18 protein-coding genes are annotated in these 16,036 nt (G+C 61.5%); 6 read left to right on the plus strand and 12 right to left on the minus strand.

Features of this window, described 5'->3' with window-relative positions; all coding sequences use genetic code 11:
• Positions 1–31 precede the first annotated feature (31 nt).
• Positions 32–490, minus strand: coding sequence for a response regulator (locus ABVV53_RS04570; RefSeq protein WP_353983197.1), 459 nt, complete (start codon positions 488–490; stop codon positions 32–34).
• Positions 480–1,118 carry a sigma-70 family RNA polymerase sigma factor gene (locus ABVV53_RS04575; protein WP_353983198.1) on the minus strand — a complete coding sequence of 213 codons (639 nt, stop codon included), beginning with the start codon at positions 1,116–1,118 and terminating at the stop codon, positions 480–482. The genes ABVV53_RS04570 and ABVV53_RS04575 overlap by 11 nt, the downstream gene beginning before the upstream one ends.
• A 556-nt stretch (positions 1,119–1,674) precedes the next feature.
• Between ABVV53_RS04575 and ABVV53_RS04580 the strand changes: the two genes are divergently transcribed.
• On the plus strand, positions 1,675–2,469 hold the full coding sequence (locus ABVV53_RS04580) for a response regulator (RefSeq protein WP_353983199.1): 795 nt from the start codon (positions 1,675–1,677) through the stop codon (positions 2,467–2,469).
• 155 nt (positions 2,470–2,624) lie between these two features.
• On the opposite strand, the gene ABVV53_RS04585 is transcribed toward ABVV53_RS04580, so the two are convergent.
• Positions 2,625–4,307: a CHASE domain-containing protein gene (locus tag ABVV53_RS04585; protein ID WP_353983200.1), complete on the minus strand. Its 1,683-nt coding sequence runs from the start codon at positions 4,305–4,307 to the stop codon at positions 2,625–2,627.
• A gap of 255 nt (positions 4,308–4,562) precedes the next feature.
• On the opposite strand from ABVV53_RS04585, the gene ABVV53_RS04590 reads away from it, so the two are divergent.
• Together ABVV53_RS04590 and ABVV53_RS04595 are read left to right on the plus strand one after the other, a co-directional pair.
• Positions 4,563–4,694, plus strand: a complete 132-nt coding sequence (locus ABVV53_RS04590; RefSeq protein ID WP_353983201.1) for a NepR family anti-sigma factor — start codon at positions 4,563–4,565, stop codon at positions 4,692–4,694.
• Complete coding sequence (locus ABVV53_RS04595) at positions 4,684–5,301, plus strand: sigma-70 family RNA polymerase sigma factor (protein ID WP_353983202.1); 618 nt, start codon at positions 4,684–4,686, stop codon at positions 5,299–5,301. Before ABVV53_RS04590 ends, ABVV53_RS04595 begins: the two co-directional genes overlap by 11 nt.
• 124 nt (positions 5,302–5,425) lie before the next feature.
• Here the strand turns inward: ABVV53_RS04595 and ABVV53_RS04600 are convergent, their stop codons facing one another.
• The 3 genes from ABVV53_RS04600 to ABVV53_RS04610 form a co-directional block, all read right to left on the minus strand.
• Positions 5,426–6,028 carry a superoxide dismutase gene (locus ABVV53_RS04600; protein ID WP_353983203.1) on the minus strand — a complete coding sequence of 201 codons (603 nt, stop codon included), beginning with the start codon at positions 6,026–6,028 and terminating at the stop codon, positions 5,426–5,428.
• Between the two features lie 226 nt (positions 6,029–6,254).
• Positions 6,255–6,536, minus strand: a complete 282-nt coding sequence (locus ABVV53_RS04605; protein WP_353983204.1) for a hypothetical protein — start codon at positions 6,534–6,536, stop codon at positions 6,255–6,257.
• Between the two features lie 49 nt (positions 6,537–6,585).
• Entirely contained in the window at positions 6,586–6,855 is a 270-nt protein-coding gene (locus ABVV53_RS04610) for a GlsB/YeaQ/YmgE family stress response membrane protein (RefSeq protein ID WP_353983205.1), read from the minus strand.
• A gap of 493 nt (positions 6,856–7,348) precedes the next feature.
• Between ABVV53_RS04610 and ABVV53_RS04615 the strand changes: the two genes are divergently transcribed.
• A complete protein-coding gene (locus ABVV53_RS04615; protein WP_353983206.1) occupies positions 7,349–7,900 on the plus strand; it encodes an energy transducer TonB in 552 nt (183 codons plus the stop codon).
• Positions 7,901–7,934: 34 nt separating this feature from the next.
• On the opposite strand, the gene ABVV53_RS04620 is transcribed toward ABVV53_RS04615, so the two are convergent.
• On the minus strand, positions 7,935–10,214 hold the full coding sequence (locus tag ABVV53_RS04620) for an FdhF/YdeP family oxidoreductase (protein ID WP_353983207.1): 2,280 nt from the start codon (positions 10,212–10,214) through the stop codon (positions 7,935–7,937).
• Positions 10,215–10,369: 155 nt separating this feature from the next.
• On the opposite strand from ABVV53_RS04620, the gene ABVV53_RS04625 reads away from it, so the two are divergent.
• Positions 10,370–10,654, plus strand: coding sequence for a hypothetical protein (locus ABVV53_RS04625; RefSeq protein ID WP_353983208.1), 285 nt, complete (start codon positions 10,370–10,372; stop codon positions 10,652–10,654).
• Positions 10,655–10,660: 6 nt separating this feature from the next.
• Here the strand turns inward: ABVV53_RS04625 and fghA are convergent, their stop codons facing one another.
• From fghA to ABVV53_RS04650, 5 genes are all read right to left on the minus strand, one after another.
• Positions 10,661–11,494 (minus strand): S-formylglutathione hydrolase, encoded by an 834-nt coding sequence (fghA, locus tag ABVV53_RS04630; RefSeq protein ID WP_353983209.1) that lies wholly within the window; start codon positions 11,492–11,494, stop codon positions 10,661–10,663.
• A complete protein-coding gene (locus ABVV53_RS04635) occupies positions 11,494–12,600 on the minus strand; it encodes an S-(hydroxymethyl)glutathione dehydrogenase/class III alcohol dehydrogenase (RefSeq protein ID WP_353983210.1) in 1,107 nt (368 codons plus the stop codon). The genes fghA and ABVV53_RS04635 overlap by 1 nt, the downstream gene beginning before the upstream one ends.
• A gap of 97 nt (positions 12,601–12,697) precedes the next feature.
• On the minus strand, positions 12,698–13,672 hold the full coding sequence (gene mltG, locus ABVV53_RS04640) for an endolytic transglycosylase MltG (protein ID WP_353983211.1): 975 nt from the start codon (positions 13,670–13,672) through the stop codon (positions 12,698–12,700).
• 10 nt (positions 13,673–13,682) lie between these two features.
• Entirely contained in the window at positions 13,683–14,945 is a 1,263-nt protein-coding gene (fabF, locus tag ABVV53_RS04645; RefSeq protein WP_353983212.1) for a beta-ketoacyl-ACP synthase II, read from the minus strand.
• A 123-nt stretch (positions 14,946–15,068) separates the two neighbouring features.
• The gene (locus tag ABVV53_RS04650; protein WP_353983213.1) at positions 15,069–15,305 is read right to left on the minus strand and encodes an acyl carrier protein; all 237 of its coding nucleotides are present in this window, start codon (positions 15,303–15,305) and stop codon (positions 15,069–15,071) included.
• A 236-nt stretch (positions 15,306–15,541) separates the two neighbouring features.
• Between ABVV53_RS04650 and ABVV53_RS04655 the strand changes: the two genes are divergently transcribed.
• Positions 15,542–16,024 carry a hypothetical protein gene (locus ABVV53_RS04655; protein ID WP_353983214.1) on the plus strand — a complete coding sequence of 161 codons (483 nt, stop codon included), beginning with the start codon at positions 15,542–15,544 and terminating at the stop codon, positions 16,022–16,024.
• The last annotated feature ends 12 nt before the right edge of the window (positions 16,025–16,036 follow it).

Here is a 16,036-nt window from a genome sequence, read left to right on the forward strand (position 1 = left end):
TCATTTGTCTCGTATGTTAATGATTTGCCGCTCAGGCCGAGCGAAAGACCGGATGCCTTTCAAGCGGCTCAAGTTCTCTCGGCCGGGCAACCGTGAGCGACTGGTCCAAGGCATACTCGAGCGTAGCTTCGATTGCTTTTCGGGAGAATGGCTTGTGCAGCACGCCCATTGCCGTCTCGGCCGGCACGCCGATCTGCCCCGGATTGGCAGTGACGTAAACAATCCGAGTGCCAAACCGCGTACTCAAGCGACGCGCGATTTCAGGCCCGGTCAGACCGTCCCGCAAGTTAAGGTCCACCAGAGCAACATCTACTGTCTGGCTGATTGCTTCTGCAGCCGGCAAATCGGGGGCGGTGGCCACCACATGGTAGCCACCTTCCAACAAAATATCTTCCAGTTGCAAGGCGACGAGGAACTCATCCTCTACGATTGCAATGCTTGCGCGCACCTTGTCAGTATCAGCCGATGCGGCACCTGATTCAGGCGGCAAGAGATGCCTCTTCCTCGTTGTTAGCGATCTTGGCCAGTTCCGCGAAGAACGCGTCGATCGCCTCTCCGGAAAGAACAAAGTTGTGACGGAAGTCAGGCAGCTGGCCGGATTCAATGACCTTGCTGAGCATCGAGCGTGCGCGGCAGATCCGGCTCTTCACGGTGCCAAGTGCGATGCCGCAGATATCGGCGATCTCTTCGTAGGAGAGGTTGCCGGCAGCCACCAGGATCAGTGCTTCGCGATAGGTCTCGGGAATGGCCGTCAGCGCCCGCAGCACGTCACCCAGTTCGATCGCGCTCTCCTGGCCGGCAGGAGCACGAAGGATGCGCTCTGCGGCAAGCTCATCATACTCGCCGTGGAAGCGCGCCCGGCGGGCTTCGCTGTAGAAGTGGTTGCGCAGGATCGTGAAAGTCCAAGCTTTGAAGTTGGTGCCGGCAGCATAACGCTCGCGAGCAGCCCAAGCACGGAGCATGGCTTCTTGAGCCAAGTCATCCGCCCGGTCGCGGCAACCACACAGGCCACGAGCAAAAGCCCGAAGATGAGGAGCCACCTCTGTCAGGGCGCGCTTGAAATCCCGGTCGCTGAGCGACTTAGCGGGCTCAACCTGAACGTCGGTTGCTACCGTCATATGCTTCCCTCCATTGTGCTTCTGTCGAGTTCTGAACGTAACTGCCGGACAATTGGTTCCCGTGATCTGGAGGTCACACCCCTTCAGATGAGGAGAACCTTGGAATTCTGCGGCACACCAGCATAAAAAAATCGTGAACTGCGCAGCACGATGCGAAAGGCGGCGCTGAGAATCGGGAACAAAGCCCTTCTGAACGAATTGAGGCCCCCGTCCGGTTTGGACGAGGGCCTCGGGATCGGATCACCACCGGTTGCGGGGGGGGGGGTGGGAGGGCCAGTGGTGATACCAGTTGAACACGTCGGGCGAAAAAGGGTTCCCCTGAAGATGCAGAATCGGTCGCGATCTCGAAAAATTTTGTCGCACCCTTGTCTGTCCTCCATTGTCCTTGCGCGATATGGACGCGAGAAACTCGTCTACACCCGCCTTTGAACCCGCCGCGAGCTCGAAGCAGCCAAACCGGCTTGTCACGCACCCTTACCGTGCTAGGTCTGGGGCTTGGCTGCCGAACCGGTTCTCTTCGAACGCTAAACCGCGCCAACCATCTCGAGGAATGAGCATGTCTGTCTCCGACCAGATCAGCGTCCAACTTCCCTACCTTCGCCGCTATGCGCGCGCGCTGACCGGGTCCCAGCATTCCGGTGACGCCTACGTCCGCGCTACGCTGGAAGCGGCGCTCGCCGACCAAGGCCTGCGATCCGATATCTCCCGTAGTCGCGCCGCTTTGTACGGTGCCTTCACACGCATCTGGACAACGTCTCACGTGGATGGGCCAGTGGGAGACGCGTCGGTGGGGCTGCACGAGCAGGCTGCGCAGACGCGCCTCGCAACGATCGCGCCAACCCATCGGCAAGCGCTTCTTCTCACAACTGTGGAAGAATTCTCGCGAGAGGACACGGCAGACATTCTCGGTGTCGGCGTGCCCGAGGTCGATACGCTCGTGCGCCAGGCGATCGAGGAGATCGAAAGCGAGAGCACGACCGATGTGCTGATCATCGAGGATGAGCCGCTCATCTCCATGCAATTGGAAGGGCTGGTCTCGGAACTCGGCCACAACGTGGTTGGAACCGCAGCTACACGAACCCAGGCTCTGGAGATCTTCAGCAAGCATCCGGCCGGCCTGGTGCTTGCCGACATTCAACTCGCGGACGGCAGCTCTGGTATCGATGCGGTCGAGGACCTGCTGAAGTTCGGCGATGTGCCTGTGATCTTCATCACCGCCTACCCAGAGCGTCTGCTGACCGGGGAGCGCCCTGAGCCGACATATCTGGTGACCAAGCCGTTCCAGGAAGCCACTGTTCGCGCGGCGATCAGCCAGGCGCTGTTCTTCGGGTCGAGCCGCCCGCTGAACTGATGCAGGGAGCGCCAGTCCTGAATGGCGCTCCTGGATTGAAGTGCGCCAGTCTCGGACTGGCGCCGCCCCTTGAACAGCCAGCTGGCGGCCTCAAGGCAGATCCTTGTCCGGCTTTGCCTAAATTGCTGCGGCCAATTGACCGCCGCCCCCTTCCCTCAACTCGATCGGCTGCCGTGACGCAACGCGAACTCGCGCGTGACCCGCACGGGCACCTTGAGCCGGCACTCCACTCCCGCAGGCAGGAACTGCAGGTCGACGTCCGACCGCAGTTCGTGAGCTACGATCTTCTCGATCAGGTCGCGGCCAAAGCCCCGCTTGTTCGGCTCACGCACCAGCGGCCCCCCTTCCTCGCGCCAGTGAATCTCCGCACACTCCCCGCCAACCAGCGACCAGGTCACGTGGATCCGCCCTGTCTCACTGCTAAGTGCGCCGTATTTGGCGGCATTGGTGGCGAGCTCGTGAATGGCCAAGCCCAGTGACATCGCGTCATTCGGCGCCAGCTTGATCTCGGGTCCCGCAATCTCAACGTGGCTTTCGTTGCCTTCCATGTAGGGCGCCAGTTCAGACCGAACGATATCCCCCAGCGGGGCATTGCTCCAATCCGATTGGGAAAGCAGGTCATGGGTGGCCGATAACGCCCTGATCCGGGCCGTCAGACTTTCAGTGAAATCGTCGAGATCGGTAGAGCGCCGCCGCGTCAAAGCGGCAATGGAGAGTACGTTGGCCAGCGTATTCTTCACGCGGTGGTTGAGTTCCCGGGTCAGTGAGTTGCGGATGGACGACTGCCGGCTCAGCCATTCCAGCACGCGCCGATCCTCCGCCGCACGCTTGGTTATCAACCGGCCGATCGCCATCAGCATGAGCGAAGTGATCACGCCGAAAAACAGCGTCAGACGCGCCGCGGTGGATAGCCGCCCGGACTTTTTGTCGCTCACGCGTATCACCCACGAGTGGGCGCCCACGTCTATCCGCCGTTCCACAGCGGCGCCGGTCGTTCCCGGCGCCCGCCGCCGTGCAATGAGGTTTCCCGGTGCGACCGACTGATCGTACACCTTCACCTCGATATCGTCGTTGCGGAAAAGTTCGGCTGCGGAAGCAAGAAAGTCATCCGCGCGAAAGGGGCTATATACAAAGCCTTTGACCACCGAGCGCCGTTTGGTGTCCATCACAGGCATGTAGATCAGGAACCCGATCGAGTTGGGCCTGCCACGATCCTGCACAAGTTGGACCTTACCAGTAGCAATCGGCTTCCCTGTATCCATGGCCGCGTTGATCGCCTTCCGGCGAACCGGGTCTACATACATATCGTAGCCCAAAGCGCGCTCGTTGATCCGCGTCATCGGCTCGATGTACGTGATCGGCACGGAGTACGCTCGATCTGCCGCTTGGCTGCCCCCATTGGGTGGCGCAGGGAAGATGGCGTAGCTGGTGTTTCCTGCCTCCCGCCTGCTTTGCTCGAAAGCGGCAACTTCGGAGTTTCGAACCAAGGGCGCCCACCCCATGCCAAGCGAACCGTACAGGTTGCCACTTGCCTGAAGGTCTGAAGAGAACTCCGCAAACTGCTCTGGAGTCACTTCTTCCTGCGTCGAGAAAAGCGCTGACGCTGCTCGCAACAAGGCGATGTTCTCGGTCACACGACGTTGCAGCGCTGAGGCGATCTCGGTCAGGTTACGATCGAGTTCAACGTCACGGCGCTCCCGCTCCGATCGCTCGATGGCCATGACGCTCACGGCCGTGCCGATGCTGGCAATGATGAAGAGCAGAAACGGCCACCCGCGAGGATAGCGGTGGAACCAAGCCTGCTTCTCCACCCGCTCGAGCAGAGTATCATCAACCACGCCGGAAACCGTTCCTCATAAAACTCCGCAAGACCCCGGCTTTGCATATGCCGCACGGGACAGGCGGCGTCTGACATGTCTTCGTTCAGAGGGGAACCATGGCAAAGATCAAATGTTCCATTCCTAGACGCCATTTCCGGCGAAGAAGCTTGACCGTTCAGCCATGCCACATGCACACATCTGCTTGAAAGGGAGTTCGTGTTGTCTCACCCTAATGGACAAGGGAGGTCCGGGTCACGCCCCGGTCTGCCCCCGTTGACCCGCAAGGACGGGGAACCGGGCTGGGCCGCCGGGCTGAGAAATCTGTACAACTCCGTTGTCGATGAGCCTCTGCCGGACAGCTTCGATGATCTGCTGAAGAAGCTGGACGAGAGTGATGACGGCTGAGTCAGCCAGCGGCCATCAGGCAGACGAAGAATTCCGCAAAGAGCTCCTCGGCACACTTCCGCACTTGCGCGCGTTCGCGCGCGGGCTTTCAGGTCGACCCGACTATGCCGATGATCTCGCCCAAGAGACGGCGATCAAGGCGTGGACCGCACGCGAGCGCTATACGCCGGGCACCAACATGCGCGCTTGGACGTTTGCGATCTTGCGCAATCACTACCTGAGCGAACTGCGTCGCAACCGCCGGCAAACTGACCTTGATGATGGCGCCGTAGAGCGAATGCTTGTGATGGACGCCGATCAGGAGGGCGGCCTGCACTTGTCTGACATGGAAGCCGCCCTCCTACAGCTCGCTCCCGAGCGGCGCGAGGCGGTGATGTTGGTAGGCGCTGGCGGTTTCACTTACGAAGAAGCGGCGGAAATCGCCGACTGCGCTGTCGGCACCATGAAAAGTCGAGTCGCCCGCGCTCGTGCCGAGCTTAATCGGATACTCAATGCCGAGCCCGATCCGCAGGCACTTGCCAGACGCAAGGCTGCGATCCGCAGTGGCGCCGGCCTGACCCGATCCGGCACCGAAAGTTCTTCCGCCCATAGGCGCGAGACCGGCTGACCGACCGGTCGAGTCGTGCAGACCGGACGTCACGGCCAATGATGAGTCCCTGACAAAATTGAGGGATCCCGCATCATGTGTTGCGGGAGCCCTTGTGCCTCTCAGGAAATCTCCGAGGTTCTGATCAGACCGGGTACACCCAAGGCGTGCCGCGATCGAAGTTGTCGGATGCGAACTTCCAGTTGATGATGTTTTCGAGCACCGCCTTCACATAAGCGGGACGCTTGTTCTTCTGGTCGATGTAGTAGGCGTGTTCCCAAACGTCGACGGTGAGGAGCGGATTATCGCTCTCCAGGAGGCCGGTGTTCGCATCATGCGTGGAGATTACGGCCAGCTTGCCGCCCTTCACGACCAGCCACGCCCAACCGTTCGAGAAGTGGTTGATCGCTTCGTTGCTGAGCGCCTCAAGAAGAGCATCCATCGAGCCGAAGTCGGTGGTGATCGCAGCGGCAAGGCTCTCGCTGGGCTGGGTCTTTTCAGGGCTCAGGGAGTGCCAGTAAAAGCCATGATTCCAAGTCTGTGCCGAGTTGTTGAACTTGGGCCCGCTGGACGTGCGTACGATCTCTTCTAGCGGCTTGTTCGCCTCCTCAGTGCCTTCGATGGCTGCATTCAGCTTGTCCACGTAGGTCTTGTGGTGGGCGCCATGATGAGTCTCAAGCGTCGTGCGCGAGATGTGCGGCTCAAGCGCTTCATGGGAGTATGGTAGCGGCATCAGGGGAATGGTCATGGGCATCTTTCCTGTTGTGGTTGGCAAATCAGGCGGCGCGCAGTCCCCGCGCTTGCGAGGACCAAGCCGGGGTGCGGCTTGTCCGGTATGTTGAGTTTCGCGATAGCAATTCAAGCTTCAGTTCACAATCGGACGCTCTTAGCCCGTTTTTTCATGCAAAAAGGGGACGGCGTCAGATCGCCGTCCCCTCTGCGTGACCGCTGACTTAGGCCAGCGAAACTAAGCCTTACAGACCTTCGTGGACTTCCGCACGCTCTTCGATCGCATCCGCCTTGGCTTCGCCGCTCTCGCGGATAGCCTCGGCGCGGTCTTCCAGAACGTCTTCCCGAACTCCACCGATCTCATCGGAGGCATTCTCAAGCCGATCGGCCGCTGCATCGGACGACTCTTCGATCTGCTCGGCAGCCACCTCAGCGGGCTCTTCCGCCGCATTGTTGCAGGCAGTCAGGCTGAAAGACGCGCTAGCGATAGCTAGAACAGCCAGTCGAGGCATGGTGATCAGCTTCATCAGATAAACTCCTTTTCGTGTTCAAATAGCGAACTGCGAGTGCTGACCCTTAGCGGATCGACCCACGACGAAACAAGTTCACGATTGCAAGCAGGACTACGGCGCCAAGGAACGACGCAAACAGCGACATGATATCGAACGACCCGCTGGTGATGGGAGCACCGCCAATCAGCGGGGTGATGATCACGCCGGCGATCAAAGCACCGATCACGCCTACGACGATATTCAGGAAAATCCCCTGCTGCGCATCCGTGCGCATGAGGATGCTGGCCAGCCAACCAATAACGCCGCCAACGAGAAGAATAAGAATAAGTGTCATGCGTCCAAACTCCAGATGGGAATCTTTCTATTAAACGGATCCATCATTCTTTAGTTCCGCGCTCGCCTTTTGCGCGGCAACGTTATGTCAGCCGGGGAGGCCCAACGGCCGAAGACTACCCTAGGAGCATTGGCCGATCTGGCTCCGAACTCTTCCCTCCTGGCTATGCTCTAACAGCGCCGCATCCTTCCTCCGCCTGCTCTGTTCATTCAGTACCAGTGGAGCAACCTGGCCAAGCACCTTAGGATCGCCTTTGTACGCAACCTCCCCCCGGCAGCGGACCGCATCTGCACTTGCCTCCCTCGGCCTTGTCGGCCTGGGAGGGGCAGCGCTCGTGCTGGGCCTCTCGTCCGGTGCGCCGCCTATACGAGAGGCGCATGAGACTCTGGTCTCCCTCACACCGATGCAGGAGGAAGCACCGCAACCGCAGCCAAGCCCTACCCCCTCTCCCACGAAACCGGCTCACAAAGCGGACAAGGCAGAGGCGCAACGCATGAGGAAAGAGCCCTCCCCCCCAAATCTGCGCAATCAGGCAAGCGCAGTGTTTGCGCCGGTGCTGCCGCCCATCGTTCAGCCGCCGCCCATCATCGCAGCGCCGGTCCCTGCGACGGGGAACGCATCCAACACGGGAGCTTCGGATCGAATCGGTCCCGGCCAGGGCTCCGACGGCAGGGGCAACGGCACAGGCGGCGGCGGAGGCGGGAATGGCACCGGCAAGGGTGCCGGCGATGCCATCACCCGGCCCGTGCAGATCAAGGGACGACTGCGGTGGTCCGATTTACCGCCCGAACTGCGCGCAGCGAAACAAGGCGGCGAGCTAGAACTGACGTACCGAGTGAATGTGAACGGCCGCGTCAGCGACTGCCGAGTGGTCCGTTCCAGCGGCATGCCCGCGCTGGACGCGAAGACATGTCAGCTCATCACCGAGCGCTTCCGCTTCCGGCCGTCGCGCAATGCTGCCGGCCGTCCCGTCGCCTCGTACATCATTGAGGTGCACGGGTGGCATCATCACCCTGAAGATGATCCCGAGTGGCGTGAGGAGTAGCCCGGCGGCGCTTTTGCGTGCCGCCATGGCAACGTCAGGCAGTCTCGATCCGCACCGGCACCCCTTTGGCTGCGGGCGTCTTTGATGCCTTGTCATGGTACCACAACGGCACCAGCGGATTGAGCTCGGGAAAGTAGCCCACGAGGGTGCCGTCCGGCAAATCATACGGCGTAACTTCCAGGCCAGAGACCTCGCGGCGAACGTCGTCGCCTGCATCTCCCACCAAGGTAACCTTGTCGCCCGCCTTCAAACCGGCGCGAGCGATCTCGGCCGGGCTCATCAGGACGATCATGCGGCTGCCCTTGAGCCCCCGCAGACGATCATCGTGACCGTAGATCGTGGTGTTGAACTGGTCATTCGAACGCAGCGTGACGAGGTGATAGTGCCCCTCGGCGTTGCCCACGCCACAGGCATTGAGCACGGTAGGTATCGTGAACTCAGCCTTCCCCGACTCAGTCTTCCAAATCCGCTCGTGCGCGGCGTTACCGCGGTAGAAGCCGCCTGGCAGGTTCATTCGGACGTTCATGTCATAGAACTGCTCAGGAAAAGTCCGGGCGATGAGATCGCGGATGAGGGAGTAGTCGCCAGCCCAGTCGTCCCACTTCCACAGCGGGTTCGTCGGGAGCGTCGCCTTTGCCATTCGGGCAACGATCGCGGTTTCGGACAACAAGTGCGGGCTGGCAGGCGTTCTCCGGCCGATCGAGCCGTAAATGCAGCTGAAGCTGTCCTCGATAGAGACTTGTTGGGGGCCTCCCGCCTGGGTGTCGTCCTCAGACCGGACGAGGCACGGAAGGATCCAACTCTTCTTGCCGGGCATCATGTGCGTGGAATTCAGCTTGGTGGCGATATGAACCGTCAGTTCCATCTTGCTCCAGGCATCATGCACGCGCTCATGATCGGGCACGGCCTTGGCGAGGTTGCCTCCCAAACCGACGAAGGCCTTGTTGCTGCCGTCAAGCAGCGCCTCGAGAAACTCGACCGTGGTGTGCCCGTCCTCTTGGGGCGGTTCAAAGCCGAATAGCTCGCGGTACTTGTCCATTGGAGCAAGGCTGGTCTTCTCGGTGATCCCGACTGTGCGCTGGCCCTGCACGTTGGAGTGCCCGCGGATCGGCGTGCAGCCGGCGCCTTGCTTACCGATGTTCCCGCGCATCAGCAGCAGGTTGACGAGCAGGCCGATCGACTGGCTGCCATGGACATGCTGGGTAAGGCCCATCCCGTAGATGCCGATGACCTTCTGCGATTCACAATAGACGTCAGCGGCGGACTCGACCGCGTCGCGGCTCAGGCCCGACGCAGCCTCGATCTCGTCCCAGCTTGTCGCCTCCACCTTGCTCATGAAGGCATCGAAGTCGTGCGTGTGCTGCTCGATGAATGCAGTGTCGAGGATGCGCTTCGTGCCAGCCGCCCTTGTCCGCGCATCGCGTTCCAGCACGCGCTTGCACAAGCCCATGATCGCCGCGATGTCGCCGCCCGGTCTCACCTGATGATACTGAGCAGCTAGCGGCGTGGGTTTGCCTACCGTCATCTGAACCGGATTTTGCGGGTCCGCGAACTCCAGCAAGCCCTTCTCACGCAGCGGATTGAACACGATTATTTTGCAGCCGCGCTCCACTGCCCGCTTTAGCGGGTGAAGGATGCGCGGGCTATTCGTGCCGGGATTCTGCCCGAAATAGAAGATGGCGTCGCAATGCTCGAGATCTTCAAGCGTGCAGGTGCCCACGGGCGAGCCGATAACCTTCTTGAGACCGACCGATGTCGTCTCGTGACACATGTTCGAGCTGTCCGGCAGATTGTTGTTACCGTACATTCTGGCAAACAGCGCATAGAGATAGCTCGCTTCCAGAGCCGCCTTGCCGCTCGTGTAGAACGTCACGGACTTTGGTTCGAGCTGTTGAAGCTTCGCAGCGATAGCGGAGAATGCCTCTTCCCAGCTGGTGCGGACGTACCGGTCGCTGGCAGCGTCGTAGCGCATCGGCTCCGTGATCCTGCCCGCCATTTCAAGCTGGTAGTCGCCCAAGGCGCGCAGTTCCGTCACTGTGCGGCGACTGATGAACTCAGGTGTGCAGCGCTCACTGGTGAGATCCCACAGCGTCGCCTTCGCACCATTTTCACAGAACTCGGCGACATGCGCAACCGGAGGTTTGGCCCAGGCGCACGACGAACACATATAGCCTCCCGGCTTGTTCTGAACCGCGAGGGTGGCAAGCGCAGAAGGTCGCGACCGTCCGTTCATTTCCGTCTTGGCGATGCCCTTCAGTGACCCCCAGCCGCCGGCGGGTCCGCGATAGCCAGCCCTCATGTTCGTGTCGCTCATGGTGTCCTCCGTGCAAGCTGGCCCTTGCGGGGGCAAAGCCTGGGCACAGGAAGGGTTCCCGCTTGCCCCTTCTGGCTCTTCGACATCGCTCGCATCGCCAGCAGACGAAAGAGCACTGCACACCTGCACAGCAAAACACAAATGGAGAACCGGAGATGAGCCTGACCGTCGAACCCGCCAAGCCGCAAATCGGCGGCATCATCCGGGTGAACAAGGATCACCTGCTCGACAATGAAGGGATGATGCACCGGATCGTTCCGTACACCGACGAGGGTCGGGTCATGTTTCGCACGACTATCGCCGGTAAGGAAAAGCCGGTCGCGTGGCGGCTGAGGAGGAACTTCGACGCATTTGCCAGATCGCCTGAGGCAGAGGTGGCCCTCAGGCAACCTCAACGGGCCATCATCGACCCTCGGAACCCTGCGAAATACCAGCCTTAGTTCAGCTCAACCTGTCAGGCGCTCGGCGTGCCACGCCACGTGTTCAGCCATGAAGGTGGAGATGAAGTAATAGGAATGGTCGTAGCCGGCCTGCATACGGATCGTCGCGGTTTGCCCCGCGCGGTCACAAGCGGCGCGCAAGAGGTCTGTCTTCAGCTGCTCCTCAAGGAACCCGTCCGCACCGCCTTGATCCACCAGCAGATCTGGCAAGCGCGCACCGTTCTCGATCAACGCACAGGCATCGTATTCACGCCAGGCGGCCCGGTCCGGCCCCAGGTAACCGCCAAGGGCCTTCTCACCCCAGGAACATGCCAGCGGGCTGACGATCGGTGCGAAGGCGCTCGTGGAGCGAAAGCGGCCGGGATTGCGCAAGCTGATCGTCAGCGCACCATGGCCGCCCATGGAGTGCCCGGTGATCCCCTGCCGCTCAGAGTCGATAGGGAATTCGGCTGCAATAAGCTCCGGCAACTCGCTCTCGATATAGGATCGCATGCGGAAATTGGCGGCCCAGGGCGCCTGCGTTGCATCGACGTAGAAGCCAGCGCCCTGGCCGAAATCCCACCCCTCCGCATCCGGCACATCCGCGCCGCGAGGGCTGGTGTCGGGTGCGAGGAAGATGATGCCGTGCTCGGCGCAGGCTGCGCGATATTCGCCTTTCTCCGTCGCGTTCGCGTGCGTGCAGGTCAGGCCGGAGAGGTACCACAGCACCGGCAGCTTCGTGCCGGGCGCATGGTCGGGCACAAAGACCGAGAACGTCATCTCCGTCCCGGTCTCGGTCGAGCGATGGCGATAGACGCCCTGCTCTCCGCCATGGCTGCGATTGGTGGAGACCTTCTCCATCAATAGACCACGACCGAGCGGATGCTTTCGCCTGCATGCATCAGGTGGAAACCCTTGTTGATCTCTTCGAGCGACAAGACATGAGTGATCATCGGGTCGATCTCGATCTTGCCGTTCATGTACCAGTCGACGATCTTGGGCACGTCGGTACGGCCTTTCGCGCCGCCGAACGCGGTGCCCCGCCAGTTGCGCCCCGTGACGAGCTGGAACGGACGCGTGCTGATCTCCTTGCCGGCTTCGGCAACGCCGATGATGATCGAGGTACCCCAGCCGCGATGGCAGCATTCCAGCGCCTGACGCATGACTTCTGTGTTCCCGGTGCAGTCGAACGAGTAGTCCGCCCCGCCATCCAGCATGTTCACCAGCGTCTCCACGACGTTGCCGACGTCCCTGGGATTGACGAAGTCGGTCATGCCAAACCGCTTGCCCCACTCCGCCTTCTCCGGATTGATGTCGACGCCGACGATGCGGTCCGCCCCCGCCATCTTGGCGCCCTGGATCACGTTCAGGCCGATCCCGCCGAGCCCGAACACCACGACATTGTCGCCGGGGCTGACCTTGGCAGTGTTCACCACCGCGCCGACACCTGTGGTCACGCCGCAGCCGATGTAGCACGAGGTCTGGAACGGGGCGTCCTCGCGGATCCTCGCGACGGCGATTTCGGGCAGAACCGTGAAGTTCGAGAAGGTCGAGCAGCCCATGTAGTGGAAAATCGGCTGTCCCTTGTACGAGAAGCGGCTGGTGCCGTCCGGCATCAAGCCCTGCCCTTGCGTAGCGCGGATCGCGGTGCACAGGTTCGTCTTGCCAGACAAGCAGGCTTTGCACTGGCGGCATTCGGGGGTGTAGAGCGGGATCACGTGATCGCCGGGCTTCACGCTGGTGACGCCTTGCCCCACTTCGCGCACGACTCCGGCACCCTCATGGCCGAGGATCGACGGAAAGATCCCTTCGGAGTCCAGCCCGTCGAGCGTGTAGGCATCGGTGTGGCAAATGCCGGTCGCCATGATCTCGACAAGCACTTCGCCAGCCTTCGGGCCTTGAAGGTCTACCTCGACGATCTCGAGCGGCTTCTTGGGTTCGAAAGCAACGGCAGCACGGGTTTTCATGAGACAGGCGACTCCTTTGAGCCCCATCTAACCAGTGTCAGAGCGCGTTGAAAGCTTTGCCGGCGCCAACAAAGTGGAACCGGAGCAGGACTAACCGTCAGAGTTCGCCGCGTTCCCGCCGGATGGCGAACCACTTGGCGACGTTGCTGTTGTGCTCCGCCAGCGTGTTTGCGAAGGCGTGACCGCCGGTGCCATCAGCCACCATGTAGAGGGCTTCCGTCTTCGCTGGATGAAGCACAGCCGCGATCGACTCGCGCCCCGGATTGGTGATGGGATGCTTGGGCAAGCCAACCATCGAGTAGGTGTTGTAGTCGTTCACCGCCTGAATCTCCGACTGGCGGATGCGGCGGCCCAGCGGCTTGCCCCGTGTGATCGGATAGATGATCGTCGGGTCGGCCTGCAGCATCATCCCTTGCTTCAGCCGGTTCGAATAGAGACCCGCCACCATCTGTCGCTCCGATGGCTTGCCGGTCTCCTTTTCCACCACTGAAGCCAGCGTCAGGGCCTCCTCTGGCGTCTTTACGACCAGGTTGGGATCGCGGTTCGCCCACAGCTCTGCCAGCGTGCGGCTCATCGCCGCCTGCATCCGGCGCAGCACGGCCTCACGCGGTTCGCCGCGTTCGAAAGCGTAGCTGTCAGGCAGGACCGAGCCCTCGTCAGGCACGGCGATCTCTCCGGTCAGATGGTCCTGCGCCATCAGGCGCTCGTAGACCATGATCGAGGGCATGCCCTCGGGGATCGTGACGAAGCGCCTAATTACGTCGTCGCTGGTGATGATCTCCAGCACTTGAGAAGGGCTGGCGTGCGCGGGAATCGCGAACTCGCCGGCCTTGATGTCGCGCCCACCTCCGAGCACGCGTGCCCGCAAGGTAAAGCCGCTCGCCGAAGAGACGACGCCCTTCTCCTCCAGCCGCTGCGCGACGGCGGTGAGGCTCGCACCGTTGGAGACAATGAAGGTGCCGTCCTCCTCCAGCGGGCCGGAGCCGTACCAGCCCGCCAGAAACACGCCCACCGCGACGGCGAACACGGCAGCGAGAACCGCCGCCAGAGCGCAGCCGCGGCGGGAGAGCATTGCCGACAGCTTAGTCGACCCTGCGCATGACAAGGCTGGCGTTGGTGCCGCCGAACCCGAAGCTGTTGTTCAGCACCGCGCGCACTTCGCGCTTCTTGGCCTTGTAGGGCACCAGGTCCACACCGAGGCAGCTTTCGCTGGGATTGTCGAGGTTCAGTGTGGGCGGCACGATCTGATCGCGCATGGCAAGAATGCAGAAGATCGATTCGACCGCGCCGGCACCGCCCAGCAAGTGACCGATCGCCGACTTGGTAGAGCTCATCGACACCTGAGAGATCGCGTCGCCGAACAGGCGCCTCACGGCGCCGAGTTCCAGCTCGTCGCCGAGCGGGGTCGAAGTGCCGTGCGCGTTGATATAGTCGATATCATCAGGCGTCAGGCCAGCCTTCTTGAGCGCCATGGCCATCGAGCGATAAGCGCCCGAACCCTCAGGATGCGGCGCGGTGACGTGATAAGCGTCACCGGAAAGTCCATAGCCGATCACTTCGGCATAGATCTTCGCCCCGCGCGCCTTGGCGTGCTCGTATTCCTCGAGCACCACCACCCCAGCGCCCTCACCCATCACGAAGCCGTCGCGGTCGACGTCGTAGGGGCGGCTGGCGCGGGTGGGGTCGTCGTTGAAGTTGGTCGAGAGGGCGCGCGCCTGCGCGAAGCCGGCAATGCCGATCGGGCAGATCGTGCCCTCGGCACCACCGGCAAGCATGATGTTGGCGTCGCCATCCTTGATCATGCGCGCAGCATCGCCGATCGAGTGGGCGCCGGTCGAGCAAGCCGTCACCACCGCGTGATTCGGGCCCATCAGACCGTACTTGATGGACACTTGGCCGGAGATGAGGTTGATGAGGCGGCCGTGCACAAAGTGCGGGCTGACACGGCTCGGCCCCTTGTTGGCAAGCACCAGGGATTCGCTTTCGATTCCCGGCAGTCCGCCGATGCCCGAGCCGATCGAGCAGCCTGCCATCAGACGCATTTCTTCGCTCATGTCGGTGAGGCCGGCATCCTCAATGGCCTGCCCGGCGGCATCGATGCCGTAAACGATGAACGGATCGACCTGGCGCTGCACCTTATGGTCGACGCGCTTGTTGGGGTCGAAGCCATACTCGTGATCGGCGGGCTTTACCTCGCACGCGATGCGGCATTTCTGGTCGGAGGCGTCGAAATGGGTAATCGGTCCAGCGCCGGATTTACCGGCCAGAAGATTAGCCCACACGGTCTCGACTTCACTGCCCAAGGGAGTGACGAGACCAAGACCGGTTACGACAACGCGACGCATGCAACTCTCCGCAACAAACGCAACAGGCCCAACCCCTCTCGGAGCCGAGCCTGCCGGTAGTATGTTCCCTGCTGCCGCTTCACGGCAGCACCGTTTGACCGGCCGGGAATCAGGCGGGCCCGATTAGCCCTTGTTCTCTTCGATGTACTTGATCGCATCCGAGACGGTGCTGATCTTCTCAGCCGCATCGTCGGGGATCTCGACGCCGAATTCCTCTTCGAAGGCCATCACCAGCTCGACGATGTCGAGGCTGTCCGCGCCCAGATCGTCGATGAAGCTGGCCTCGTCAGTGACCTTGTCGGCTTCGACCCCAAGGTGTTCCACCACGATCTTCTTAACACGATCGGCGGTATCGCTCATTTAGTGACCCCTTCTGAAACGAGGATGAAATCTTCGCCAGCCGCCCTAATGTGCAGGCGGCGTGCTGGCAAGCCTTGCAGCGAGGTTCGGTGCACCGACTGCTTGCATGTGCACACATCGCCCCCACTCATGCATCATCGGAGGCCCACGTTCACCCCATATTATCCCTGATTGGCAACTGCGCAGTCCAAGATGTGGGTCATAAATCCAGATGACGAACTGAAAGGAATGCGCGGATGTCGATCTTGCTGGCTTTTGCTGCGACCGTTGCCCCTCCGCTTCCGCTCGCGCCGTCACAATCCACCGTCCAACGGCACCCAACCAGGCCGGTGTCGCAAACCATGACGTACGATGTCGAGCTCCGCAGTGACGCGGAGCTTCTGTGGTCCGGACAGATGCGGGTTTCAGAACGCATGGGCGCCACCTTCTCGCAGCAACAGCAAAACGCAGCACCGCTGAATTGTATGAGCCCGGAAATCTACGGCGAGGTTCACGAACGATCGGTGGTTTCGATCAACCTGTCGCCGATGTCACGCTTTCCCGCGACGGGCGCACTAAACGTGCGCGTCACCTGGGAGCGGCCGGGAAGCGGCGCAGGCTGCCCCGCGCGAATGGGCAGCCGCTCCGTTTCCATTACACAAATCCTCGCTCTTCAAGAGGGGCAGCAGCAGACGCTCACAGGAGACGGCGGCCTAACAATCCGCCTTCGCCGCCGGTAGCCCATTCCGCCA

It is taken from the genome of Novosphingobium kalidii, from assembly GCF_040534015.1.
In the GTDB taxonomy this organism is placed as follows: Bacteria; Pseudomonadota; Alphaproteobacteria; order Sphingomonadales; family Sphingomonadaceae; genus Novosphingobium; species Novosphingobium kalidii.